The sequence below is a fragment of the Caproicibacterium sp. XB2 genome, assembly GCF_044880635.1.
Taxonomy (GTDB): domain Bacteria; phylum Bacillota; class Clostridia; order Oscillospirales; family Acutalibacteraceae; genus Caproicibacterium; species Caproicibacterium lactatifermentans.
In genome coordinates, this window is the sequence record NZ_CP173227.1 from 45,357 (window position 1) to 69,569 (window position 24,213).

22 protein-coding genes and 1 pseudogene are annotated in these 24,213 nt (G+C 53.7%); 8 read left to right on the forward strand and 15 right to left on the reverse strand.

From position 1 onward, the window contains the following. Window positions 1-14 precede the first annotated feature (14 nt). The 8 genes from ACIHKT_RS00185 to rsmI all read left to right on the forward strand — a co-directional run bounded on the left by ACIHKT_RS00185 (window position 15) and on the right by rsmI (window position 6,863). Window positions 15-1,280, forward strand: coding sequence for an LCP family protein (locus tag ACIHKT_RS00185; protein WP_086034848.1), 1,266 nt, complete (start codon window positions 15-17; stop codon window positions 1,278-1,280). A gap of 70 nt (window positions 1,281-1,350) precedes the next feature. After that, entirely contained in the window at window positions 1,351-2,631 is a 1,281-nt protein-coding gene (locus ACIHKT_RS00190) for an amino acid decarboxylase (protein WP_086034849.1), read from the forward strand. 121 nt (window positions 2,632-2,752) lie between these two features. Further along, entirely contained in the window at window positions 2,753-3,076 is a 324-nt protein-coding gene (locus ACIHKT_RS00195; protein ID WP_174403101.1) for a cyclic-di-AMP receptor, read from the forward strand. Then, entirely contained in the window at window positions 3,073-3,936 is an 864-nt protein-coding gene (locus ACIHKT_RS00200) for an ATP-binding protein (protein WP_086034851.1), read from the forward strand. The genes ACIHKT_RS00195 and ACIHKT_RS00200 overlap by 4 nt, the downstream gene beginning before the upstream one ends. A gap of 46 nt (window positions 3,937-3,982) precedes the next feature. Next, window positions 3,983-4,903 (forward strand): stage 0 sporulation family protein, encoded by a 921-nt coding sequence (locus ACIHKT_RS00205; RefSeq protein ID WP_086034852.1) that lies wholly within the window; start codon window positions 3,983-3,985, stop codon window positions 4,901-4,903. Window positions 4,904-4,986: 83 nt separating this feature from the next. Continuing rightward, on the forward strand, window positions 4,987-5,157 hold the full coding sequence (locus tag ACIHKT_RS00210; RefSeq protein WP_086034853.1) for a DUF362 domain-containing protein: 171 nt from the start codon (window positions 4,987-4,989) through the stop codon (window positions 5,155-5,157). A gap of 120 nt (window positions 5,158-5,277) precedes the next feature. Continuing rightward, entirely contained in the window at window positions 5,278-6,027 is a 750-nt protein-coding gene (locus ACIHKT_RS00215; RefSeq protein ID WP_086034854.1) for a tRNA1(Val) (adenine(37)-N6)-methyltransferase, read from the forward strand. Beyond that, window positions 6,024-6,863: a 16S rRNA (cytidine(1402)-2'-O)-methyltransferase gene (gene rsmI / locus ACIHKT_RS00220; protein WP_086034855.1), complete on the forward strand. Its 840-nt coding sequence runs from the start codon at window positions 6,024-6,026 to the stop codon at window positions 6,861-6,863. Before ACIHKT_RS00215 ends, rsmI begins: the two co-directional genes overlap by 4 nt. A gap of 102 nt (window positions 6,864-6,965) precedes the next feature. On the opposite strand, the gene nrdG is transcribed toward rsmI, so the two are convergent. The 15 genes and pseudogenes from nrdG to ACIHKT_RS00295 form a co-directional block, all read right to left on the reverse strand. Further along, window positions 6,966-7,490 carry an anaerobic ribonucleoside-triphosphate reductase activating protein gene (gene nrdG / locus ACIHKT_RS00225; protein WP_174193612.1) on the reverse strand — a complete coding sequence of 175 codons (525 nt, stop codon included), beginning with the start codon at window positions 7,488-7,490 and terminating at the stop codon, window positions 6,966-6,968. After that, a pseudogene (locus ACIHKT_RS00230) lies at window positions 7,477-9,986 on the reverse strand (anaerobic ribonucleoside triphosphate reductase). Before ACIHKT_RS00230 ends, nrdG begins: the two are co-directional and overlap by 14 nt. Before the next feature lie 331 nt (window positions 9,987-10,317). After that, window positions 10,318-10,692 carry a helix-turn-helix domain-containing protein gene (locus ACIHKT_RS00235; protein WP_086034858.1) on the reverse strand — a complete coding sequence of 125 codons (375 nt, stop codon included), beginning with the start codon at window positions 10,690-10,692 and terminating at the stop codon, window positions 10,318-10,320. Then, a complete protein-coding gene (locus tag ACIHKT_RS00240) occupies window positions 10,689-11,327 on the reverse strand; it encodes an epoxyqueuosine reductase QueH (RefSeq protein WP_404352491.1) in 639 nt (212 codons plus the stop codon). Before ACIHKT_RS00240 ends, ACIHKT_RS00235 begins: the two co-directional genes overlap by 4 nt. A 73-nt stretch (window positions 11,328-11,400) precedes the next feature. Further along, window positions 11,401-13,182 carry an aspartate--tRNA ligase gene (gene aspS / locus ACIHKT_RS00245; RefSeq protein WP_086034860.1) on the reverse strand — a complete coding sequence of 594 codons (1,782 nt, stop codon included), beginning with the start codon at window positions 13,180-13,182 and terminating at the stop codon, window positions 11,401-11,403. Window positions 13,183-13,295: 113 nt separating this feature from the next. Continuing rightward, window positions 13,296-14,591, reverse strand: a complete 1,296-nt coding sequence (gene hisS / locus ACIHKT_RS00250) for a histidine--tRNA ligase (RefSeq protein ID WP_086034861.1) — start codon at window positions 14,589-14,591, stop codon at window positions 13,296-13,298. A 173-nt stretch (window positions 14,592-14,764) separates the two neighbouring features. After that, window positions 14,765-15,169: a methylglyoxal synthase gene (gene mgsA / locus ACIHKT_RS00255; RefSeq protein ID WP_086034862.1), complete on the reverse strand. Its 405-nt coding sequence runs from the start codon at window positions 15,167-15,169 to the stop codon at window positions 14,765-14,767. 96 nt (window positions 15,170-15,265) lie between these two features. Beyond that, on the reverse strand, window positions 15,266-16,009 hold the full coding sequence (locus ACIHKT_RS00260; protein WP_174403100.1) for a P-loop NTPase: 744 nt from the start codon (window positions 16,007-16,009) through the stop codon (window positions 15,266-15,268). A gap of 152 nt (window positions 16,010-16,161) precedes the next feature. Next, on the reverse strand, window positions 16,162-18,228 hold the full coding sequence (locus ACIHKT_RS00265) for a peptidoglycan D,D-transpeptidase FtsI family protein (protein WP_086034864.1): 2,067 nt from the start codon (window positions 18,226-18,228) through the stop codon (window positions 16,162-16,164). A 74-nt stretch (window positions 18,229-18,302) separates the two neighbouring features. Next, window positions 18,303-18,803: a rod shape-determining protein MreD gene (gene mreD, locus ACIHKT_RS00270; RefSeq protein ID WP_086034865.1), complete on the reverse strand. Its 501-nt coding sequence runs from the start codon at window positions 18,801-18,803 to the stop codon at window positions 18,303-18,305. After that, window positions 18,800-19,714, reverse strand: a complete 915-nt coding sequence (gene mreC / locus ACIHKT_RS00275; RefSeq protein WP_086034866.1) for a rod shape-determining protein MreC — start codon at window positions 19,712-19,714, stop codon at window positions 18,800-18,802. Before mreC ends, mreD begins: the two co-directional genes overlap by 4 nt. Window positions 19,715-19,753: 39 nt before the next feature. Then, a complete protein-coding gene (locus ACIHKT_RS00280) occupies window positions 19,754-20,788 on the reverse strand; it encodes a rod shape-determining protein (protein ID WP_404352495.1) in 1,035 nt (344 codons plus the stop codon). A gap of 128 nt (window positions 20,789-20,916) precedes the next feature. Then, entirely contained in the window at window positions 20,917-21,351 is a 435-nt protein-coding gene (dut, locus tag ACIHKT_RS00285) for a dUTP diphosphatase (protein ID WP_086034868.1), read from the reverse strand. Beyond that, window positions 21,348-23,414 carry a U32 family peptidase gene (locus tag ACIHKT_RS00290; RefSeq protein WP_086034869.1) on the reverse strand — a complete coding sequence of 689 codons (2,067 nt, stop codon included), beginning with the start codon at window positions 23,412-23,414 and terminating at the stop codon, window positions 21,348-21,350. The genes dut and ACIHKT_RS00290 overlap by 4 nt, the downstream gene beginning before the upstream one ends. Next, complete coding sequence (locus tag ACIHKT_RS00295) at window positions 23,392-23,892, reverse strand: cell division protein ZapA (RefSeq protein WP_157658871.1); 501 nt, start codon at window positions 23,890-23,892, stop codon at window positions 23,392-23,394. Before ACIHKT_RS00295 ends, ACIHKT_RS00290 begins: the two co-directional genes overlap by 23 nt. Window positions 23,893-24,213 lie beyond the last annotated feature (321 nt).

The window sequence follows — 24,213 nt, forward strand, 5'->3', positions numbered from 1 at the left end:
GAAGGGTTGATGTTGTGAAAAAGCAGAAAAAGCCACCCCTGAAAAAACGATATCTTGTCCGCAATATTTTGATTCTGGTACTCAGTTTGGCACTGCTGGTGGGCGGTGTTGGCTGTATTTATGTGGATAATGTTCTGGGGAAAGGGCAGTTTGTAGGCGACCAGAACAGCGTCCTCAACGAGCCGATTACTGCCAGCACAGTTGACTCCGGCACAAAGTACAACAGTAAGGGCGCAAACCAGGTAAACGGCTTGCTGAAAGATGAGGCCGTGACCAACATCTTAGTAATAGGTGTGGACGATTATCAGAAGGATGACCCGATTGGCCGTTCCGACAGCATGATGCTTCTTAGCTTAGACAACCGCCACAAAAAGCTGAAAATTACTTCATTCTTGCGGGATACTTACCTTGCCATTCCTGGGAATGGTTCCAACAAACTGAACGCTGCCTATCATTTCGGTGCCTGCAGTGCGGTGGACAGCGGCAAAGCAAAGGCTGGGGATATTACCAGCGTCAACGACGGTGCACAGCTCTGCATTAAAACGCTGGAGCTGAACTTTGGTATGTATATCGACCGGTATGTCGTTATCAAGGATTCTGTGTTCGACGATGTTGTCAACACATTGGGCGGCGTAGACGTCAACATTACCGCCAAAGAGGCAGGATTGATTAACTGCTATTCCGGCTCCACCGCGGAAAAACTGAAAGGTGTGGACGGCGTCCAGCATTTGGACGGCGCGCAGGCCCACTACTTTGGCCGTATCCGGCAAGAAGGATATGACGAGAACGGAAAAAACATCACAGCTCCGAACGTATACGGACACTACGGCGATGTTGGCCGTGCGGAGCGGCAGCGCATGGTTGTCACTTCCCTTGTCAATAAGTTTAAGAGCAGTAATCTAAAAACTTTGTCAGATACTGCGACAAAGGTGCTTTTTAAAGTCATTACGAACTTCAGCCGCAATGAAGTTTACAGCCTGCTGCCGCAGGTCCCTACTGTAATGAACTATCCAATGAAGCAGAATCAGGTTCCGGCGGAAGGAAACTATGACACACCGGTTATCAGTATCGGCAATCAGAGCGCAGACGTTGTGCAGATTAAGGATAACCAAAGGGTGGTCAAGGATGCGCTGACATTCCTATATGAAAGCGATATGCCGGATGTTTCCAAGGTAGCTTTGGCGGGAACCACCGGTACGGATACCAGCAGTAAGAATGAAGACTCCAGTGAGGCGACGGTAAAAACCAGCACGGATGATACCAGCTCCGATGAGGAATAAAAGCTAAGGAAAGGGCTGCTGTGGGTGATTCCTGCGGCAGTTTTTGCTTTTTCAGAAAGGACTTTCATACATGAGTGAAACACCACTTTATACGGCCCTGCGCCACCACCATGCATTGCACCGGGCGCCATTCCATACGCCCGGCCATAAATGTGCTGCTGGTGCGCTGCCGCCGGACCTTTTGCAGCTGGACTATACGGAACTGCCGGATACGGACAGCCTTTTTGAGGCAAGTGGGCCAATCCTGCAGGCGGAGCAGGCGGCAGCGGCACTGTTTGGGGCCCGGCGCACGCTGTTTTCCGCGGGCGGCTGTTCCCTGTGTATCCAGACAATGCTGCGGCTTAGCTGCCCGCAGGGCGGGACGGTGCTATGCGCACGCAATGCCCACCGAACCGCCGTAAATGCCATGGCTTTGCTTGGTTTGACACCACTTTGGGTTATGCCAAAGAATATACTTAATATATTAAATAAAAATACAGATAGGATAGATGCCTGCTATGTTACCAATCCGGACTATTATGGTCGTCTGTTAGATATTTCGGCACTGGCCGCTGCCTGCCGCCGGCGGAACATTCCGCTGCTGGTGGACAACGCACACGGCACCCAGCTGGCCTTTACACAGCCGGACCTGCACCCGCTGCACCAGGGGGCCAGCATGACGGCGGACAGCGCACACAAAACGCTGAATGTTTTGACAGGCGGTGCATGGCTGCAAATAGGTGAGGAACGATATGTACCGAACGCAAAGGGAGCCATGCAGCTGTTTGCCTCCACTAGCCCTTCCTATCCGATTATGGCGAGTTTAGACCTTGCCCGTGCCTTTTTGCAGGAGCATCCGGACGCTTTTGTACCGGTGCAGCGGCGGGTACAGCAGCTGTCACAGCAGGCGGCGTCCCGTGGCATTCTAAACGTCAGCGACGATCCCACACGCCTTTCTTTAAAAACGGCGGAAATTGGCCTGACAGGGACACGGGCGGCGGAGATTTTTCGACAGAACGGCGTAGAGCCAGAAATGGCGGACGGTGCCTATGTGGTACTCATTGCTACCCCGTGGAATATCCGAGAAGATTTTGCACGCGCCGCACGGGCGATAGCGGCGCTGCCGGTTGGGGAACCCCTGTCCTGCGGGCCGGAATTGCCGGCGCTGCCGCCGGTGCGTATGCCGCTGCGGAAAGCGGTCTTTTCTGCGTCCCATGAGGTTCCTCTGCAGCGGGCAGCCGGCTGTATTGCGGCCGAAGCGGCCTGCCCCTGCCCGCCGGGGATTCCCGTTGTTATGCCCGGCGAGGAAATCACGCCGCAGGCGGTGCAGTTTCTGGGCAGGTATGGCTTTCTGTCCCTGCGTGTGTTATAATTATTTAAAATATTATCATTATCTTTGCGTATACAGAATTTTCTGCCGGATATGGCTTGCATACTATAGTGTCCGGTTTTTCACCATATTTTTCATACGGAAAGACAGGGGGAACCTCAGAATGAAACTGGTACTTGCAATCGTCAGCAATGACGACGCCGCTCTGGTAAACAACAGCCTGACAAAGGCGGGCTTTCAGGCAACAAAATTAGCGACGACCGGCGGCTTTTTGAAGTCCGGCAATACGACCTTTATTGTGGGTACGCAGAACGATAAAGTGGACCGTGTCATTGAGATTCTGCGCAGACAGTGCAGCCGCCGTACCCAGATAATGCCCAGCACAAGCGCGCCGGACGGCACCATGTACGGCACCTACCCGATTGAGGTGACTGTCGGCGGCGCAACGGTCTTTGTATTGGATGTTGACCGCTTTGAAAAGCTGTGAAGCTGCGTCTGCCGCAGGAGCTGTGCCCGCCATCGGTAAGGACAGCTCTGCTTTCAGTTTATGAAACTGGGCGAGTGCCCCACGCGCTGGTTTTTGAGGGTGATGCACAGCAGACGTTGGCGCTGGCAAAATGGCTGGCACAGGTGGCAGTTTGTCTGGCGCCGGAAGAACGCCCCTGCGGACACTGCGCCGGCTGCCGGAAAGCGCTGGCAGGCAGTCATCCGGATATTATGCGGCTGGGTGGCGGTGAAGCTGGACGGTCCTTCCATAAAGAAGAGATTTCTGAGCTGCGGCGCAACGCCTATATCCGTCCCAACGAAGCGGGCGGACGAGTGTTCATTCTGGAGAATGCGCAGAACCTGTCACCACAGGCACAGAATGCCCTGCTGAAAGTATTGGAAGAGCCACCGACGAATGTGCAGTTCCTGCTGACCTGTGACCGAGCTACGTCACTGTTGGATACGGTACGCAGTCGGTCACAGATTTACACCCTTTCTGCTACAGAACAGCCGCAGGATGACGGCCTTGTGGCACAAATAGCGCTGGCGGTCTGCCGTCCAAAGGAAAGCGAGCTGCTGTACCTGACGGCGCCGCTGACAAAGGACCGTGTGCGTCTGCATACGGTGCTGGAAAAACTGATGCTCCTGTTTCGGGATGCGCTGGTGCTGCGCAGCGGCGGGACCGCTGTTTCAGGAGAAACCGAAACGGCGGAAAAATTGGCACAGCAGTTTACACGCGCACAGCTGTATCGATTTGTGCAGACCGCGTGGGAAATGCTCGGCGATACTGAGCGCAACGCCAATACGGCGCTGCTGGTGACGACACTGTGTGCACGGCTGCGCAGTGCCGCGGAGCATTAAACTGGCGAAAAGGCCGGAACTTTGAAAAGAATGCAAAGGAGGCACTATGGCGGAAGTAATTGGTGTGCGGTTTAAAAATCTGGGGAAAGTATATTACTTTGACCCGGAAGGAACACAGCTTCAAGTCGGCAGCCATGTCATTGTGGAGACAGCCCGCGGTGTCGAGTGCGGCGAGGTTGCCATGCCAAACCGTGACGTCCCCGAGAACCATATTGTGCAGCCGCTGCGCAAGATTATCCAGGTGGCAACGGATGAGGACATGAAAGTGGTGGAAGAAAACTGCCGGAAGGAAATCAGTGCTTTTTCCATCTGCCAGAAAAAAATTGCGGCACACAAGCTGGAAATGAAGCTGGTAGATGTAGAATATACATTTGATAATAATAAAATCCTTTTCTACTTTACGGCGGACGGCCGTGTGGATTTCCGTGAGCTGGTCAAGGATCTTGCCAGTGTGTTCCGTACACGCATTGAACTGCGGCAGATTGGTGTACGAGATGAGGCAAAAATGTTGGGAGGGCTGGGCCTGTGTGGGCGGCCGTTCTGCTGTAGCCAATTTCTGGTTGGGTTTCAGCCGGTTTCCATTAAAATGGCTAAAGAGCAGGGACTATCCCTGAACCCTGTTAAAATTTCCGGCACATGCGGGCGGCTGATGTGCTGCCTGAAATATGAGCAGGAAGCTTATCAGGACCTGCAGCAGAACACACCACCGGTTGGTTCCTATGTACAGACACCGCAGGGCAAAGGAACCGTTGTGGCGGTCAGTTTGCTGGTGGGAGTTCTGCAGGTGCATTTGGACAGTGCCCCACCGGAAGGAGCTCCTGTCCGCTGCAAAGTCAGCGAAACCAAGCTGCTGCGTTTGCCGGCTGCCAGACCTCGGCAGCGAGCAAAGGAAAAGGCTGGTAGGACCAATGCCGATAAAACCAATGGAAATAACCGAGAGAACATACGCGGCGGCCGCGATAATTGACAGTTTCAATAATTCTATCTTGCATTTCAGGGAAAGTATGATAAAATGATAACAAATACATTAAAGATGGAGGTGTGTTTATAATGGCATATCAGATCAGCAGTGATTGCATTTCCTGCGGCGCTTGCGCAGCAGAATGCCCGGTCAACGCAATTTCTGAGGGCGACGGCAAGTTCGTCATCGACGAAAATGCTTGCATTTCCTGTGGTTCTTGTGCAGGTGTCTGCCCTGTTGGGGCTCCTCAGGAAGGCTAATCTGCTTTTTTGCAGTGAGAAGGGCGGTGTGCAGGCACACCGCTTTTTTTCTTGCTTTAAAATATTCCTGCTGCGGTCCGTGCAGCAGAGGACAATCGAAAAAAGAGAGGACGAAATTCCATGCAGCTCTGCCCCGAAGAAAGGCTGGAACCCATTGGCGGAGGCCATCACGTTATCGTCAGCCGCCGTTACGGCTTTACAACAGATACCATCCTGCTGGCGAAGTATTCCATGCCACGCCATGGGGAACGCTGTGCGGAGCTGGGTACCGGCTGTGGAATGGTGCCGTTGCTCTGGTGCAACCGCGGCTGTCCCGGTGAGGTCTATGCTCTGGAGGTACAACCGGAAGCGTGCAGACAGGCGCAGCGCAGTGTGCAGCTGAATGCTTTCACACACCTGCACGTATTGGAATACGACCTGCGGAATATTGCCGTGCAGAAGGCCAGCGACTTGCCTCTTCCACTACAGTTGGATATGGTGGCCTGCAATCCGCCTTATCAGCCAGTTGGGGACGGTGTGCCAAGCCCGCAGGGCAGCCGTGCAGCCGCTCATCATGAAATCGGCTGTACACTGACAGAGGTGGCCGCCGCCGCCGCACGGCTGCTGCGCTGGGGCGGCAGTTTTTTCTGCTGTCTGCGTCCGCAGCGCATGGCGGAGGCGTTCCAGACCTTTTCGGCAGCAGGCCTGGAACCGAAGCGGATGCGGATGGTACAGCACCGGCTGCAAAAAGCGCCGTTTCTGTTCCTATTGGAGGCACGCCGTGGCGGCCGGCCCGGTTTGACTGTGGAGCCGGTGCTGTTGCTGGAGGAGGCGAACGTCCTGACACAGCTGGACGGTTTGAACGCAAGATATGGGGAGGGACTCCCGTGAGTGGTACATTATATATAGTTGGTACGCCAATCGGAAATTTGAGTGATTTTTCGCCGCGTGCGGTACAGGTTTTAAGCAGTGTCGATTTTATCGCGGCCGAAGACACCCGTGTGACGCTGAAACTGCTGACACACTTTGGCATTAAAAAACCATTGATTAGTTATTTTGAGCATAATAAGTGGCAGCGCGGCGGCGGAATACTGGATCGCATTGCGGCCGGTGAAAACTGCGCGCTGGTCAGCGATGCCGGGATGCCTGCAATTTCGGACCCCGGTGAACTGTTGGTCAAGCAGGCTGCGGAACGCGGCATTCCGGTGGCGGCGGTGCCCGGTCCCAGTGCAGTGGTAACAGCGCTGGCGGTTTCCGGTCTTCCAACCGGCCGCTTTACATTCGAGGGCTTTTTGAGCGTCAACCGCAAAAGTCGGCGGGAACATTTGGAAGAGGTCAAAAATGAACACCGTACTATGGTGTTTTATGAAGCGCCGCATAAATTGCTTGCCACCTTGCAGGATATGCTTGCCGCATGGGGGGACCGGGAGCTGGCGCTGGCGCGGGAACTGACCAAAGTACACGAGGAAGTGCGGCGTACCACACTATCTGAGGCGGCAGAATACTATTCACAGAATCCGCCGCGCGGAGAGTTTGTATTGGTTATCCACGGTGCTGCGGCGCCGGAAAAAGAGGTGCTTTCGTTGGAGGACGCAACTGCTTTGGCGCGCACGCTGATGGCGGAGGACAGCCTTTCCGCTTCTGCGGCGGCAAAGCAGGCGGCAGCGGAAAGTGGTCGCCGGAAAAACGAGATTTACCGTGTGCTGACAGCGAAAGAAGAAAAATAAAAAAGTTTTCCACACATTCTACATATTTCGTTGAAAACTTTTTTGATTAAGAAGAGAATTAATAAAAAAGACGTACCCTCATTTTGGGGGTACGTCTTTCTTCTATTCAGTTTCCTCGTCCAAATCGTCCAACACAATGTGACCTTCCCGCCGGGTGGCGTTCATGTCAATGACACGCTGGTTACGGCTGCCGCGAAAATGCAGTGTCAAATCCCGCTGCGTTTCTATATAGGGACCGTCTACCAGGTAGTCGGTCAAGTCCAGCAGCCGGTGCACGCCCGGTTTTGTGCATTTCAGCAGTTCCTCATAGGTCCAGCCGGAATAAACGGTCAAATCTAGTGTTGTTTCCCGTTTTAGCCGCTCGGCAAGGTCCGCCAATGCGTTGGCCTGAGCGAATGGTTCACCGCCGGAGAATGTAACGCCCCTTAACAGCGGGTTTTCCTTCATTTCAGCCAGTAAACTGTCAATAGAAGCAGTATAGCCGCCGGAAAAATCATGTGTCTGCGGATTTTGGCAACCGGAACAGTTATGCGGACAGCCCTGTACAAAGACCGTATAGCGAATGCCGCGGCCATCTACAATGGACTCCGGTTCTGTGCCGGCCAGCCGCAGCTCAGTGCAGGCCATGTTTGACACGGTCTTTTTCTTCGGCGCGCTTTGCATCGTTCCAGCGGTCCATGGTGCCTACCAAATAGCCGGTGATGCGGCGAATACGGTCAAAGCTGACGCCTTCGCCAACTGTATTGTTTTCAGGATTTACAATTAACTGATGTATCATAAAGCAGCACTCCTCTATTAAAAATAATGGGATAAAAAAGTTCAGTGTCCGTCGCAGCCACAGCCGTCAACAATCGGAACATTCGGGTACTTTTTACGTAGTTTATTCAGCTGTTCTATGCTGACTGGTTCGCCCTCCCGGCGGCCGCAGCGCGGACATACGTTGTCAATTACACCGTTATAGCCGCATACCGGGTCGCGGTCCACTGGATGGTTGACACTGCCGTAGCCAATGCCGGATTCTTTCATGCAGCGGACAACAGCCTCAAAGGCGTCCAGATTCTTGCAGGTATCGCCGTCCAGTTCTACGTAAGAAATATGGCCAGCATTTGTCAGGGCATGATACGGTGCCTCTATTTTAATCTTCTTAAATGCACTGGTGGAATAATACACTGGTACATGGAAGGAATTGGTGTAGTATTCACGGTCCGTAATACCCGGCAGAATACCATACTTAACCTTATCAATTTTAACAAACTGACCGGACAGGCCCTCTGCCGGGGTTGCCAACAGGGTAAAGTTCAGTTTACGCTTTTTGCTCTCGTCATCCATACGTTTACGCATATGACCGATGATTTTTAAACCGAGCTTCTGGCTTGCTTCACTTTCGCCGTGATGTTTGCCGGTCAAAGCGACCAGTGTTTCCGCCAGGCCAATAAAGCCGACCGAAAGGGTGCCGTGTTTCAGAACATCTGCCACACTGTCATCGGGACCGAGCTTTTCGGAATCAATCCATACACCCTGTCCCATGAGGAATGGATAGTTGTACACCTTTTTGCTGCACTGAATCTTAAAGCGGTGCAGCAGCTGACGAATGCACAGATCAATGCGGTCATCCAAAATCTTATAGAAACGGTCGAGGTCGTGGTGTGCTTCTATGCCGATACGCGGCAGGTTAATGCTGGTAAAGCTCAGATTGCCGCGGCCGCAGGTTACTTCTTTGTCGGGGTCATAAACGTTGCCCATGACGCGTGTGCGGCAGCCCATGTAGGCGACTTCACTGTTATAGGTGCCATCATAATACTGCAGATTAAACGGCGCATCAATAAAGCTGAAGTTCGGGAACAAGCGCTTGGCACTGGTCTTCATCGCAAGCTTGAATAGGTCGTAGTTCGGGTCGCCGGGATTATAGTTAATGCCCTCTTTGACCTTGAAAATCTGTACCGGGAAAATCGGGGTTTCGCCGTCGCCCAAACCGGCTTCTGTTGCCAGCAGCAGGTTGCGCATGACCATGCGGCCCTCTTCACTGGTGCAGGTACCGTAGTTCACGCTGGAAAACGGAACCTGTGCACCTGCACGGGAGTTCATGGTGTTCAGGTTATGAATAAGGGCTTCCATGGCCTGATAAGTCGCCTTGTCTGTCTCATGCCAGGCAGTCTGGACTGCGAAACGGTGTGCGGTATGGGCCTGTTCCTCGGTGATTTCTTGGTATCCGTTTTCACGCTGATGTGCCGGCAGAATCTTTACCAGCTTTTCTTCCAGCGCATCGCTGTTGTTCATACGGATTTCATCGGCGTCCAGCTGGTTATACAGATAAGCAGCCAGCGCTTCCGCATCGGGGATACCCATCGAGAGATTGCCTTCAAACCACAGGGCAAGTCCCAGACGGTACATCTTCCGGTAGGTTTTAGCAACGCCCGGAGCCATGGAGTAATCGAAGTTCGGGACGGACTGTCCGCCGTGCATTTCATTCTGGTTTGCCTGAATGGCAATGCAGGCCAGCGCCGCGTAGGAGCGAATGTCGTTCGGTTCCCGCAGGGTACCGTGACCGGTGCAGAAGCCGCCTTTAAAGAGCTTCAACAGGTCAATTTGGCAGCAGGTTTCGGTCAGCATGTAGAAATCTTCATCATGAATATGAATGTCACCGTTCAGGTGCGCTGCGGCGATATCCTTAGGCAGCACATAATTGTTGATGAAGTACTTACTGCCTTCACTGCCGTACTTCAGCATGGTGCCCATAGAAGTGTCAGCGTCGATATTGGCGTTTTCGCGCTTTAGGTCTACATCTTTGGAGTCACAGAAGGTCAGCTCTTTATAAATATCCATTAGGTCGCCTTCCGCCTGACGGATTTTTGCGTGCTCAGCGCGATACAGAATGTAGGATTTAGCTGTTTTTGCAAAGGAAGCTGCAATCAGCTGTGCCTCTACTTCGTCCTGTACCAGTTCTACAGCAGGGACCTTTCCCTGCGGCAGGGAAGCAATGACCTTGTCTGCGATGGCATTCAAGTCCTGTGCAGACATTTTTTCACCTGTAACGGACTGATTTGATTTTTCAATCGCACGATAGATTTTTTTTCGGTCAAATGGGACAAGGTCACCGTTGCGTTTTCGAATCTGCGTAAACAATAAGATCCCTCCGATAAAAGCTGTGAAGAATTGATGTGTTAGGGATATTCTAGCACTGCAAAACGTGCTTGTCAAACACAAAAGTACCGCATGTAGACGCGGTACTTTTGTATATAACTATATATTGTGGTTTTGGAAAAACGAATTTTTCGTGTGAAAAGGGCTGCCTTATCGACTTCTCCACCGATTATTCCACTATTCTGTTGAAAAAAGAAGAGAAAAGGGGGACAACACCCGGTGTTTTCCACCCTTTTCAACCAGTTATCAACAATACAATGCGGCAGCATCCCAGCGGCAGATACACAATCTGTAGTACATGGACGGCGAAAAATTAAAGGTGCTTTGCCCAGGAGCAAAGTTTGACAGCGGCCTCCAGTGCACCGGAGGCCTGTTCGGTCAGGCGGTATTCCACCCGCGGCGGAATTTGCTGAAATTGCTGCCGCTGTATCAGACCGGAGGCGCACAGGTTCTTCAGGCTCTGGCTGAGCATCATGTCCGTGATGCCCGCGACACGGCTGCGGATTTCGCCGTAGCGCAGACTCTCCGCACTGCCTAGGACCAGCAGAATACGCAGCTTCCATTTTCCGCCTACCAGTTGCAGTGCATGGGACAGCAGGGCGTCCTGTTCCTCTTCGCCAACAACGGACAGAGAACGCCCGCGCTTTTTTCCCTTTTTCTCTTTTTCTTTGCTTTTTTCTTTTTTCATAGTGTGGATTCCTTCCGGCGGCGAGCAGCTTCGGCGGCAGAGTAAACACAGCCGCAGTAGTTCTGCCGGTACAGATGATATTGCTGTGAAAGGACGATGCTGCGCTGGAAACCGCCGCGCTTTTTAAAGTCACCCGGCAGCCATGTGACGCCGTATGTTTCGGCAAGCTCCATACCAATTTGGTTAAGCATCTGTGCGTTTTTGTGTGGGCTGATGGACAGCGTGGTTGTGAAAAAGTCAAAGTTGCTTTCTTTGGCAGCCTTCGCGGCTTCCGTCAGGCGCAGACGATAGCAGGCAAAACAGCGTTCTCCGCCTTCCGGCAGTGTTTCCATGCCCTTTGCCATGGCAAGAAAGCGTTCTGGGTCATAGCGGCCCGGCAAAAAGGACACCGGTGTTGGCAGCGGCATTTCCTGCAGCAGGCGGCGAACTTCAGCGACACGCTTTTCATATTCATCTTTAGAAGAAATATTAGGATTATAATAGAAAAGTGTAATTTGAAAATACGGGGACAGATACTCCAGAACGTAACTGCTGCAGGGTGCACAGCAGGCGTGCAGCAGCAGGCGGGGTTTTCGGTTTGGTGGCAGGCTGCGCAGGACCTGGTCCAGTGCCAGTTGATAGTTTTGTTTCTGCACTTTTTACAGCCTCCTTTGGGTAGCAACAAGGACCGCACCGGCGGCTGTGCCGGCACGGCCCTATTAACTTGCTTTATTCTTTCTTGCTGAGCGTTGCAATATGCAGGTCGGCCAGCTGCTGTGGGTCTACCACATCTGGTGCATTGGACATCAGGTCGGCGGATGAAGCCACTTTTGGGAAAGCAACTGTATCGCGCATATCGTCAATGCCCAACAGGACCATCACCAAACGCTCCAGTCCCCAGGCCATGCCGCCGTGCGGCGGGGCACCGTACTTCAGGGCGTTCAGCAGGAAGCCAAAGCGGCGCTGTGCTTCCTCTGGCGTAAAGCCGAGTGCCTGCAGCATACGCTGCTGCAGGTCGGTGTCGTGAATACGGATACTGCCGCCGCCGGCCTCATAACCATTGATAACCATATCGTAGGCAATGGAGCGAACCGAACCGGGGTCGCTTTCCAGCCGGTCGAGGTCTTCCGGATTCGGCATGGTGAAGGGGTGATGCATGGCCATCCAGCGGCCCTCTTCTTTGCTGTACTCGAACATCGGGAAGTCCGTTACCCACAGCAGGCACGGCTTGGATTTGTCGATGAGGTTAAAGCGGCGGGCAAGCTCACACCGCAGGGCACCCAAAGAAGCATAGACAACGGTGTTGTCATCGCTGGCAACCAGGAACAGCACATCGCCCGGCTCGGCATCCATCGCTTCACGGATAGCTTTTGCCTCTTCTGGTGCAAGGAATTTTTCATAGCTGCTGGTTTCCTTGTCCGCCAGACGTGTCCATGCAAGGCCTTTGGCGCCGTAGCTTTTTACCCAATCGCCCAGTTTGTCAATTTCCTTGCGGGACAGGTCCTTTGCATGGCCCTTTAGGTTAATGCCGCGTACAGAGCCGCCCGGCAGCGCGCTGTGGAACACCTTAAAGGCAGTGTCCTTTACACAGTCGCTCACATCGTGCAGTTCCATGCCAAAACGCAGGTCCGGCTTATCCGAACCAAAGCGATCCATTGCTTCCTGCCAGGTCATGCGGCGCAGCGGTGTGGGAATGTCGATATTCAATAAATCCTTGTAGACCTTCTGAATGAAGCCCTCGCCAATCGCCATGACGTCGTTTTGTTCGACGAAGCTCATCTCAAAATCAATCTGGGTAAATTCCGGCTGACGGTCAGCGCGCAGGTCCTCATCACGGAAACAGCGTGCAATCTGCATATAGCGGTCAAAACCGGAAATCATCAGCAGCTGTTTGTATAGCTGGGGGCTTTGCGGCAGAGCAAAGAACTTGCCGTCAAAAATACGGCTGGGTACCAGATAGTCGCGGGCGCCTTCCGGTGTGGATTTGATAAGGTCCGGTGTTTCAATCTCTAAAAATCCGTTGTTGTCAAAGTAGTCGTGGGCGCATTTGGTAATGCGGTGGCGTGCCATTAGGATGTTCTGCATATCGGGGCGGCGCAGGTCCAGAAAACGATAGCGCAGCCGTGTTTCATTGGATACGTTGGAGTTTTCTTCAATGGCGAAAGGCGGGGTTTCGCTTTTTGCCAGGATACGCAGTGCCTTTACTTCCAACTCCACATCACCGGTGGGAAGGATTGCGTTTTTGCTGGTGCGCTCCCGCAGAACGCCGGTGGCAGCCAGCACATACTCGCTGCGGCAGGTGAAAGCTTTATGAAAAACCTCTTTATCGGTCGACTCATCAAATGCAAGCTGCACGATGCCGGAGCGGTCGCGCAAATCTATAAAAATCAGCTGGCCGAGGTCACGCTGACGCTGTACCCAGCCGCATAGAGTCAAGGTTTTTCCGACATCGGACAGACGCGGTTCGCCGCAGTAGCAGCTGCGCTTCAGTCCGGTCATAAATTCTGCCATAATATACCTCCAGAAAATTGGTTCTATCCTACACAGGACTGTTGTGTCCCGTAAAAATAGTCCATAAAACGAAACATGGCCGTTTGGTTCCGCCCGGCGTGTTTCAAAAAACTTTACAGCGTAGTGAACAGGCTGGAGCGGCGCTCCATGCCTGCAAAGGCCTTTGCAAAGTTTTCATCAATGGGCAGGTTGTCCTCGTCGCCGGTTTCCATGTTTTTGACAGAAGCCTGTTCGGCGGCAAGTTCGTTATCACCCAGTACCATGCTGTAGCGGGCGCCAATTTTATTTGCGTACTTCATCTGTGCCTTCAGACCACGGCCAAGGTCGTCGAAAGCAGCAATCATGTCAGCGGAACGCAGAGCGGTGGCCAAGACCAGGCTTTTCAGCCGGGCCGCTTCACCGATGCTGGCGATGTACAGGTCACAGGCGGGCTGCTGCGGGAATCGGATATTTTGTGCTTCCATCAGCAGCAGAAGACGGTCCAGTCCCAACCCAAAGCCGAGGGCTGGCATAGCCGGTCCACCCAGCTCCTCCACAAGGCCGTCATAGCGGCCGCCGCCGCAGACGGTGCCTTGGCTGCCGAGGTCGTTGGTGGTGAACTCAAAGACGGTGCGGGTGTAGTAGTCAAGTCCGCGCACAATGCGGTCATTGATTTGATAGGAAATACCCAGTGTGTCCAAGGCGGAGCAGACTTTTTGAAAGTGTGCTTTGCAGTCATCACAGAGATAGTCGAGAATGGACGGCGCTTTTTCGCCGATTTTATGACAAATTTCCGATTTGCAGTCCAAAATACGCATGGGGTTGCGCTCCAAGCGGGACTGGCAGGTTTCGCACAGCTGGTCCTTGTACTGGCCGAAATATTCCTGCAGCGCCTTGGTGTAGGCCGCACGGCAGGTCGGGCAGCCGATAGAGTTTAGTTCTAGCGTCAGGCCGTGAATGTCCAGCCGGCTGAAGATGGCACTTGCAATGGAGATGATTTCTGCGTCGGCCAGCGGGTCCGCCGAACCGTACATTTCCACACCAAACTGGTGGAACTCACGCAGGCGGCCTTTCTGTGCCTTTTCATAGCGATAGCAGGAGGCTTCATACCAAAGTTTCTGCGGAAGAGCCGCCGCGTACAGGCCGTGCTCCAGCAGCGCGCGCGTGGCACCGGCGGTTCCTTCCGGGCGCAGAGTGATGGAACGGCCGCCCTTGTCCTGGAAGGTATACATTTCTTTCTGCACGACGTCGGTTGTATCCCCTACACCGCGCTGAAAAAGTTCCGTATGTTCAAAAACCGGTGTGCGGATTTCGGAAAAGCCGTGCAGGGACGCGACCTGCCGCAGTACGGTTTCGATTGTCTGCCAGTTTTTGCTTTGCCCGGGCAGGATGTCCTGTGTGCCGCGGGGCACTTTTGTAATCAAATTCATTGTCATTCCTCCTGTATGCTGACCAACTCATTATAACATATTAAAACAGCAAAGAAAAGAAAATTGACAACTTTCTCACAATCGCCGAAAAACAGAAAAAGGCCGCACAGGGAGCCTTGCCGGCCCAATTCCCTGTACGGCTCATTTGAAAAGTGCTGCCGGAAAGCAGACGCTTAATTTTTGGGGTTAAGGATATTGCGCCAGTCAAGGTCACCGCGTTCCAAACCATGGATAAGTACTTCTGCGGTAGCGATATTGGTTGCTACCGGAATGTTGTGCATATCGCACAGCCGAAGCATATTCATATCGTTTGGCTCACTGGGCTTTGCGGTCAGCGGGTCGCGGAAAAAGAGCAGCAAGTCCACTTCATTGCAGGCAATCCTTGCAGCAATCTGTTGGTCGCCGCCTTGGCTGCCACTCAAAAATTTCTGAATTGGCAGACCGGTGGCTTCACTGACCAGTTTCCCGGTGGTACCGGTAGCGCACAGGTCATGTCGGCTGAGTACACCACAGTAGGCGATACAGAACTGCACCATCAATTCTTTTTTTGCGTCATGCGCAATCAATGCAATGTTCATGGAACGAAAGCCTCCTTCAAAGGCATCTCTGCACAGCAGAGGGAGATATATAGGATAAAAAGAAAGACAAGATGATTCAATTTTACAGCAAAAGCATTACAGCTTCTGCAGGGGCGGCAAAGGAACATTGTGGCCTTCCAGCCGAAGGGCCAGCCGCGCAAATGCCAGCACAGCAGGACTGTTTTTCGGCGGCAACCCGTTTACAGCGGCGGCACACAGCGCATGGTCCTCTGGAATGACTGCAATCAGCTGAATGCCCGTTGTGTCAATCACAGCGTCCAGGTCACTGAAAAAGTGCGCCCGCCGGAAAAACTTCAGGGAGAAGCGGTTAATGACCAGACGCTGTTCAGAAATACCCAGCGTCAGCAGCTGTCCGCGCACTTTTGCGGCAGCGGCGGTACTGATACCGTCCGGTGTGGAAACAACCACAGCCCGATCCGCCGCGGCACAGGCACTGCGGAAACCAGTGCCAATGCCGGCGGGACAGTCGATCAGAACATGGTCGTAATGATGTGCCAGCGCCGGAACCAGCTGCCGCATGACACCGGTGCTGACTAAATCCTCTTCATGCAGCGGTGCGGGCATCAAAAACAGGCCGGGCATTAGCGGACTTTGGTAAATTGCCTTGTCCGGAGAGGTCGTACCAGACACAACATCGGAAAGGTCAAATACACGCCGCTGGGAAACCCCCAGCAGCATATCCAGACAGCCGAGACCCGCGTCGCAGTCCAGCAGCAGGACACGCCTGCCGCGGGCCGCAAGGGCCAGGCCCATATGTACCGTTGTTGTGGATTTGCCCACTCCGCCTTTTCCAGATGTAATGACTGTGACTGCTCCCATACTAATAACCTCATACTAAATACTAACACAACAAACCGATATAGTCAAAGATTTTATCATTCGTTTTCAATTCTTTGTGAAAAGACCATAAAAATAGCTATCCTTTTTTTGTGAAGCAAGTTGCACAAAAAATCCCAACTGCTTTTTCTGCTTTAGCCTGCACTGCTGGAGGACTGGTTAACCTTGAAATAAGAATTGTAAATAGCCTTTGCTACATCCTGGCTGTATTTACCTTTCTCACCGTGTTCAATCACGACGGCAACGGCAATCTGTGGATTGTCATACGGCGCGAATGTAATGAAAGTGGTGTTGTCGGCGCGGCTGGTTTCAGCGGTACCGGTCTTAGCAGCAACGGCAATCGGATAATCGGCAAAGGAGGATGAAGCGGTGCCGCTGGTGCAGACTTTGCGCATACCGGCCTTTACAATGTCCAGGTTTCCTTTGGACAGAAAGCTGTAGTCGCTGTTGTCGGTGTAGGTTTCCGGCTTAACAGTGGAAACCGTTTTCTTGCGGCTGTAGTCGGTCACGTGGTCCACCAGATGCACCTGCTTGCGGGTGCCGTTGTTGGCAATCGTTGCAGCATAGGTAGCCAGCTGTGCCGGCGTGAAGGAGTTATCGCTCTGGCCGATGGCGGCCTGAATCGTGTCAGTTTCATACCAAACACCGCCGCTGGCTTTCTTTTCACCGGGGCCGGCAAGCGTGCCGGTGTTTTCTGGAATTTCCACGCCGGTTTTGTCGCCCAGTCCCAGCTTTTTGGCATAGACGTTCATGTTGGCGATTTTGGTGTGGTAGCCGGTTTCAAAGAAGAAGATATTGCAGGATTTTGCCAAGGCGTCCATAATGGTGATGGCGCCGTGGTTGCCTTCACACACCGGGGTGTAGCCGCTGCTTTCAAAACGCAGGTAGCGGTGGTTGCAGACAAAAGTGGTATTTTCGTTGATAATGCCCTCCTGCAGTGCCGCAAGCGCGACCGAGGGCTTAAAAATGGAGCCAGGGGTGTAGGCACTGCCGAAGGTGCGGTCCACCAGCGGGTTGGCACTGTCGGCGAGAAGCTTTTTGGTATAGGCGGTGTCCGAGGGGTACTTAGAAAGGTCATAAGAAGGGAAGGAAGCCGCAGCAAGTACGGAAAAGTCCTTTACGTTCAGCACAACCACACCGCCGGACTTGCACATGGGTTGTGCCGCATGGGCGGCTTTCACACTGGAGGCCAGTGCATCGGAAGCGGCTTTTTGCAGTTTGGAGTCAATCGTCAGAAAAACGGTTTTGCCGTTTACCGGTGCTTTCAGAACCTTGTCACCGGTTACGTTGCCGCTGGAGTCAATCGTCAGACTCTTTTCGCCTTCTGTACCGCGCAGCATGCTTTCCATGGCGCTTTCAATGCCGGAGGTGCCCAGCCGGTCGTTCAGGTGGTAGCCTTTATTTTTCAGTGAGGCATACTGTTTTTCAGAAATAGCACCCATGGTACCTACCACCTGTGGAATCAGCGTACTGTTGGGATTTTCACGGGTTGTGGTCACTTTTGTCACCACACCCGGCAGGTTTTCGCTGTTTTCACTCACGATTTCCACCGTGTCACGGCTGACATCCTCCGCAAAGGTGTAGGGAGTGTTCAGGGAATAGTCAAAACCTTCCAGCGTCATGGCGTAACGGACGGAAATAACCTTGCGCAGGTCGGATTTGCTGTAGCCGGCGGTGGGGTTCTTCTGGTCTTTTGTGGTTTGTTTAAAATATTTTTTAATCAGATTCTGCATACAGGTCTGGGCATTTGCATAATCGTTTACATTCAAAAAATCTTTGGATTTTAAGTATTTGATTTCTTTCGGGGAGTTGCCTTTAAACGCGTAATTCCCGCTGTCGTCCATGACAATGGGCAGGGTGTCCAGCCATTTCTCCTGACGCTTTTCCAGCAGATTGATAAGCCGCAGAATGGTGGCGTTTTCAGTTGCGGTGGTCATATAGGCGTGGTCAAACTGCAGGGCATAGCCCGTTTTGTTGGTTGCCAGGCCCACACCGTGAATGTCCACAATCTCGCCGCGGTTAGTGGGCATGGTCACATTGGTTTTACTGGTTTTGTCGGATTCCTCCAGGGCTGTGGCGCCCTCTATAATCTGCCACTGGAACAGCCGGGCAACGAATACCGCGGCCAGCAGCAGCGCAACTGCACCGCAGACCACATAACGGGCCTGAACAGTGCGCTTCTTTTTTGCATGATGAAGCATGGGGTGCTCTCCTTTCTGTAAAAAGAAACCCGGGCAGCTTGCAAAATGGCGGCAGCTGTACGGGAAGAGATTTTTTATATGCGCAGTGCAATTGTGCGGTTCAGCGCATAAATGGGCAGACCCAAAGCAATGGTGTACAGGAACCGCGGCAGGTAGTGTTCCACCAGTGCGTAGGCTGGGTCCGCATAACCGAGCGAAACGTAGAACAACAGCCACTGCAGTATAATGGTGATAGCCGCGGCAATACCGCAGACAAGAAAAGCGGTCAGAGCATTGATTTGCAGTAAGTCATGCGCAAGGTAGCTGACCACAAAACAAATGACCGTTAAAATGATGGCGTGCATACCCAGTACGCCGCCGTTTGTGCCCGCGTCGATGAGCAGTCCGCAGAAAAGGCCGAAAGCGGTGGAGGCCACCTGCGGTTCAAACAGCGCAATGGTCACGGCAGTTGGAATCAGCAGCAGCGGCCGTGCGTAGTGAATAACCGGCAACAGGTCCGGTGCCTGCTGTAAAATGAAGAACAGCAAAATTTCCAGAAAATACGCCAGAAAGCGTATACGCTTGCCCCGCTTCATTTGGAGGCCCCGCTTAAGGAGGAACTGCTGCTCTGGCTCGACGCGGCCTTGGCAGCCTCCGCTTTTCCGGCAAAGTCAGTAATGACCATCACATCACGAATTTTGCCCGGGGTGACATATGGCTTTATTTCCGCATACAGAGAAACATCGTAGGGACTGCTCTTTACGGCGGAAACCGTGCCTACCGGCAGCCCGCGCGGGAATTTGCCGCCGAAGCCGTTTTCTACCGCAAGGCCGCTGGTTACAATCTGGTCCCCAGCCTTTACGGTCGTTCCGGTAGCCAGATACTCCATTTTTGTCAGGCCCTTATCCGCCAACTTTAAATCATTGGCAAATACACCGGTATCCCGATTTGCGGTGTCCCGCACACCAAACTGTGCACTGGTGTCGAAAATTGTCGTCACTTTAGCTGACAGGGGACTCACTTCACTTATCCAGCCGACCACGCCGGCCGAAGTGATAACCGGACAGTCCTTGGTAATACCGGAAGTAGAGCCTTGGTCAATGGTAAAGCTGCCGGAAACAGAGTTCGGGTCACGCGCAATGATGGTAGCCGATAACAGCTGATAATCTTTGTGCTGATTTTTAATGCCCAGGAACTGCTTGTACTGTTCGTTTTGCTGCAGGGCAGTATAGTAGTTGGTCAATTTCTGATTGAGGGTATTTACCTGCTGCTGCAGGCTTTTGTTTTCCGCCAGCAGTTCTTCTTTGCTTTTGGTGATGGTTTCGGCGCCGGTGGCCGCTTTGCCGGTCGCGGTGGAAAGCACTTTTTGCATGGGCATGGCGGCGCTGTTCAGCAGGTCACCCAGTGCACCCGGGCCAGCGGTGCTGGTGTACAGTGTCAGGCTGGAAAGCAGGAACAGCACAACAATCAGGCCCCTGAATTGATTAGACTGAAAGAACCGGTTCACGAAAAGCCTCCTTCGTCCGGTATTTCGGCAGTACCGGTTTTATTCTTCTGGCTTTTCGGCAGGCTTTTCAGCCGGCCGCTCGCTGGAACGGCTGTGCGTGTGGAGCTCCAGGTATTTGCCGGCGCCGGTGACGACGCAGTCCAGCGGATTTTCCGCTACCCGCACGGGCATACCGGTTTCCTGATGCAGAAGAGGCGCAATGCCGTGCAGCAGCGCGCCGCCGCCGGTAATGGTAATGCCATGGTCGATAATGTCGGCGCACAGCTCCGGTGGCGTTTTTTCCAGCGTTGCGTGAACGGCCTCCACGATCAGCTGCAGAGAATCGGAAAGTGCTTCCCGTATCTCTTCGGCCGTGACAGTAATATTTTTGGCGAGGCCGTCCACCAAGCTGCGGCCCTTTACCTGCAGGGCAGCATTGGTCGTTTCGTCTGTCGGATAGGCAGAACCAATCTGTTTTTTAATCTCTTCAGCGGTCTGCTGGCCAATGAGCAGGTCATATTTCTTGCGGATATACTGAATAATTGCATCGTCAAATTTATTTCCAGCTACCCTTACACTTTCATAGGCAACAATATCGCCCAGCGAGATGACGGCCACTTCGCTGGTACCACCGCCGATATCCAGTACCATGGAACCGACTGGGTCCTCTACAGGCAGGCCGGCACCCATTGCCGCCGCTTTCGGTTCCGGTAAAAAGTCCAGCACATGCGCGCCGGCTTTGTCGATTGCGTCCGCGACAGCCTGCCGTTCCACCTCGGTAACGCCGGATGGAATGCATACAACGACATTCGCCCGGGAAAAACGGCCGGTCTTTGCGGCCATTTTAATAAAATGCTTAAGCATGGTTGCAGTAATATCAAAATCGGAAATTACACCGTCTTTCAGCGGGCTGACGGCCACGATGGAACCAGGTGTACGGCCAATCATGTCCTTTGCCTTGCTGCCAACTTCTACCACGGCGTCTGTACGCACATCTACCGCCACCACAGACGGCTCGCGCATGAGGATGCCTTTTCCTTTCATATATGCCAGCGTGTTCGCTGTGCCAAGGTCAATGCCGAGTTCTTTCGCCATATCTGTCAATTACCCCTTTCGGCGCAGAATGCGCACGTGGATTCTTTTCATTATACATCTCAGAAGGGAACTTCTCAACCGCCGCCAAAAATTATGTAAACAAAAGAAGCGGCTGAAACAGCGGCGGTTTATTTCCCTGTGGAACCAAAGCCGCTGGTTCCGCGCTGCGTCGGCGGCAGGTCCTGCACTTCCTGCAGGGCCGGTGTCAGTGCCGGAAGGACCAGAAGCTGCGCGAAACGCTCACCCGGGCGCAGCGTGTAGGGCTTGTCCCCCACGTTGCACAGGCCGACTGCCAGCTCCCCGCGGTAGTCACTGTCTATCACACCCACGCAGTTGCTGAGGGTGATGCCGTGCTTTACACCCAGTCCGCTGCGTCCGCACAAAAGGCCGACGGTGCCTTCCGGCAGTGCTGCGGCAATGCCGGTGGGTACCTGTACGAGGTCGCCTGGCGCAATGGTCAGCGGCTTTTGCAAGCAGGCACATAAATCCAGTCCGGCGGAACCCACTGTTGCACGCACGGGAAGAATGGCCTCCGTGCGCATTTTTTTAATCAATATTGTCATAGAATACCTCTGTCGTACAGTCCGCGTGTTATGCTGCCGCCAATGGACTGGTCGGCCGCTGCCATTCGGAGAATTTTGGCACGTCCCGGCAGCGTTTCTGTCGTAAAGCGCAGAACGCCAAAGTCCATATTGGAAAGCGTGCTCAGCCGGCCCAAAAGAGACAGCGGGACACTGTTCAGCACATCACTGCATCCACCAAAGCACTGCACCGGGAACTGCATACCCATGCGGTCTGTCAGGGACTGTGCTGTTCTGCAGTGGCGGCAGCCGCCGCCGTTTGCAATTGGACAATTGCGTGTCAGCATCAGCGGCAGGCGGCCGTATACCAGCAGCCCGCGCGGCAGACTGCCGCCCAGAGCCGCTGCCTGCTGAAGCGTTAATTCAAAGCTTAATTCCGTATCAGTCAGACCAAATTCAGTATACCAACGAAGGGCAGCAGAATTTGTCACATTCAGCGAAAAACCGCCGTGCGGGGTAAGGCCCAGTTCCCGCGCAAGGCCGACGCTGTTAAGGGTGCCGGTCCATACGTCCCGAAACCCTTCTTCGGCGGTTTCCTGCAGCGAGCGGCGCACGGATTCCTCTGTGCCGAACATTCCGCGGGGCAGTTCCAGCCAAACGGAAAAGCCGCGCCGCCGCAGTTCTTTCAGGGCGGAAAGAGGCAGGCTGTAGGGAACCAAAATGCTTTCGCATACAGCCGCTTCATCAGGCACCTGTCCGTCCGGAAAACGGGCACGCAGCGTGAACGCCGCCGCCCGGTGCGGTTCCGTGGAAAGTGGGACCGCAGTGAACGGAATGGGCGAGTGCTGGCTGCGCTGCTCCAGCAGCTGTTCCAGCACGTCCCGCCGCAGGTGGTTCAGCACGGATACCGGCACAGAGAGGCTGTCCCCAATACGGCACTGTACATTTGCGGCCAGAAACGGGGTGCTGCCGGTTTTTTGCAGATGTTCTGTACAGAAAGCATTTGTCAGCGGGCGTGTGCGTGCTGGCTGCGGCAGTACAGGGCTTTCTGCGGCGGCCGTATGGCCCGCTTCATCGCGTACCTGCAGCTGTACCGGCTTTCCTTCCTGTATGGTCAGAACAAAGGAAACCGGGATATGGGAAAATTCCCGGCGGTACAGCCCGCGCAGATGAGCGCAGGCTTCCGATGTATCGGAAGAGTCCTCTTTGCTGCGTGTGCCGAACATGGTGCGGCCGCGTTTTCCGTCCGGATAACCCGTTGTAAAGCCGGAGCGGGAAAAGACATGGTGCAGGTCCCGCAGCAGCTGCGGGGGAAGCGGCTGTCCGTCCGCGGCAAGCCGACCGGCGTGTGTGGCCGCTGCTACATATTCGGGCCGCTTCATGCGGCCTTCAATTTTGAAGGAGTCAATTCCGGCATCCCGCAGTTCCTGCAGGCGCGGAATCATAGAAAGGTCCTTGAGGGACAGGTCATGGCCGGTGCCGCCCGGCGCCGCAAACGGCAGTCGGCAGGGTTGGGCGCACTGTCCGCGGTTTCCGCTTCTGCGGCCCAGCACGGCGCTGAACCAGCACTGTCCCGAAACACTCATGCACAGGGCACCATGAACGAAAGATTCCAATTCCACATTAGGACAGGCGCGGTGTATCTGCTTTATTTCCGTAAGGCTCAGTTCCCGCGACAGTACGACACGCGAAAAACCGGCGGTTTGGCAGGCCCGCACACCGGCGGGCGTGTGAATGCTCATCTGTGTGCTGGCGTGCAGCGGAAGGTCCGGGCAGCACCGGCGCAGCAGGTACAGCAGGCCGGGGTCCTGTACCAGAACCGCATCTACCGGCAGGGAGCAGGCGTACTGCACCAGTTCCAGCGCGGCGGGCAGTTCCGCTTCATGCAGCAGAATGTTTACGGCCAAATGTACCCGCACTCCGCGTCCATGACAGTAGGCAACTGCCTGCTTCAGTTCTTCTTTGGAAAAATTGTGGGCACCGGCTCTGGCGGAAAAAGAGCTGGCACCCAAATATACGGCATCCGCACCGGCACGCACAGCAGCAGTCAGGGCTTCCGGGCTGCCGGCAGGCGCCAAAACTTCAGGTTTCATTATTTTTTTCATGTTTATCCTCAAAAAGGCTTAAAAAATCCGCACCGCTTTTTTCCGTCTTCGGCTGCGGGCGCGAGAACACACCGGAGGTTTCACGCTCCACAGGGGCCTGCTGGGCGGTGCGGGCAGAGGGGTCAGGCTCCTCCTGCCCCAAGCGTGCGCGCAGACAGGCGGTCTCCTGCCGCAGACGGTTGGCTTCCTGCTGGGCCTCACGGGCCTGCTGGTTTGCTTTGGCAGTATCGGCAAGACAGCGCTGCATCTGCTGGCGCAGAGCTTCTGCTGCCTCTTTTTCTTTATGATAATCGTCACAGAAAGAAAGTGCCGCAACAATGGCGGTGACTGTCCCGGAGGCGCGCACGCTTTGACGGGAAAGCTGCAGCATACAGGTTTGTACTTCTGCCGCAAGAGAACGGACATAGGCTTCATTGTTTTCTGTGCCAACCGCACATTCTGTACCGCATATGGTCAGGCGGACACTGTGTTTACTCATTTGGCAGACCTCTCTTTCTAAAATATCTATTTTATTATACCCTATTTTCCGTCTGGAAGAAAGCATTTTCGGCAAATTTAGAGGCAGTATCTTTTTACCCGGAACGCTGTCGCCTAAAAAACGCAGTTTTGTACAAAATACACAATAATACGCCCATATTTCTACATAGCGGTTCTGTCACAAGAACGTGTAAAAAACACGGAAAAACCGCATGATTTCACCGTATTTCATGAATTTTGGCGGAAAAAGGGAAAATCATATGTAGTCATTGAAAAGCTGTGTATTTTGGCATATAATATAAATCAAATATTTTCATAACGG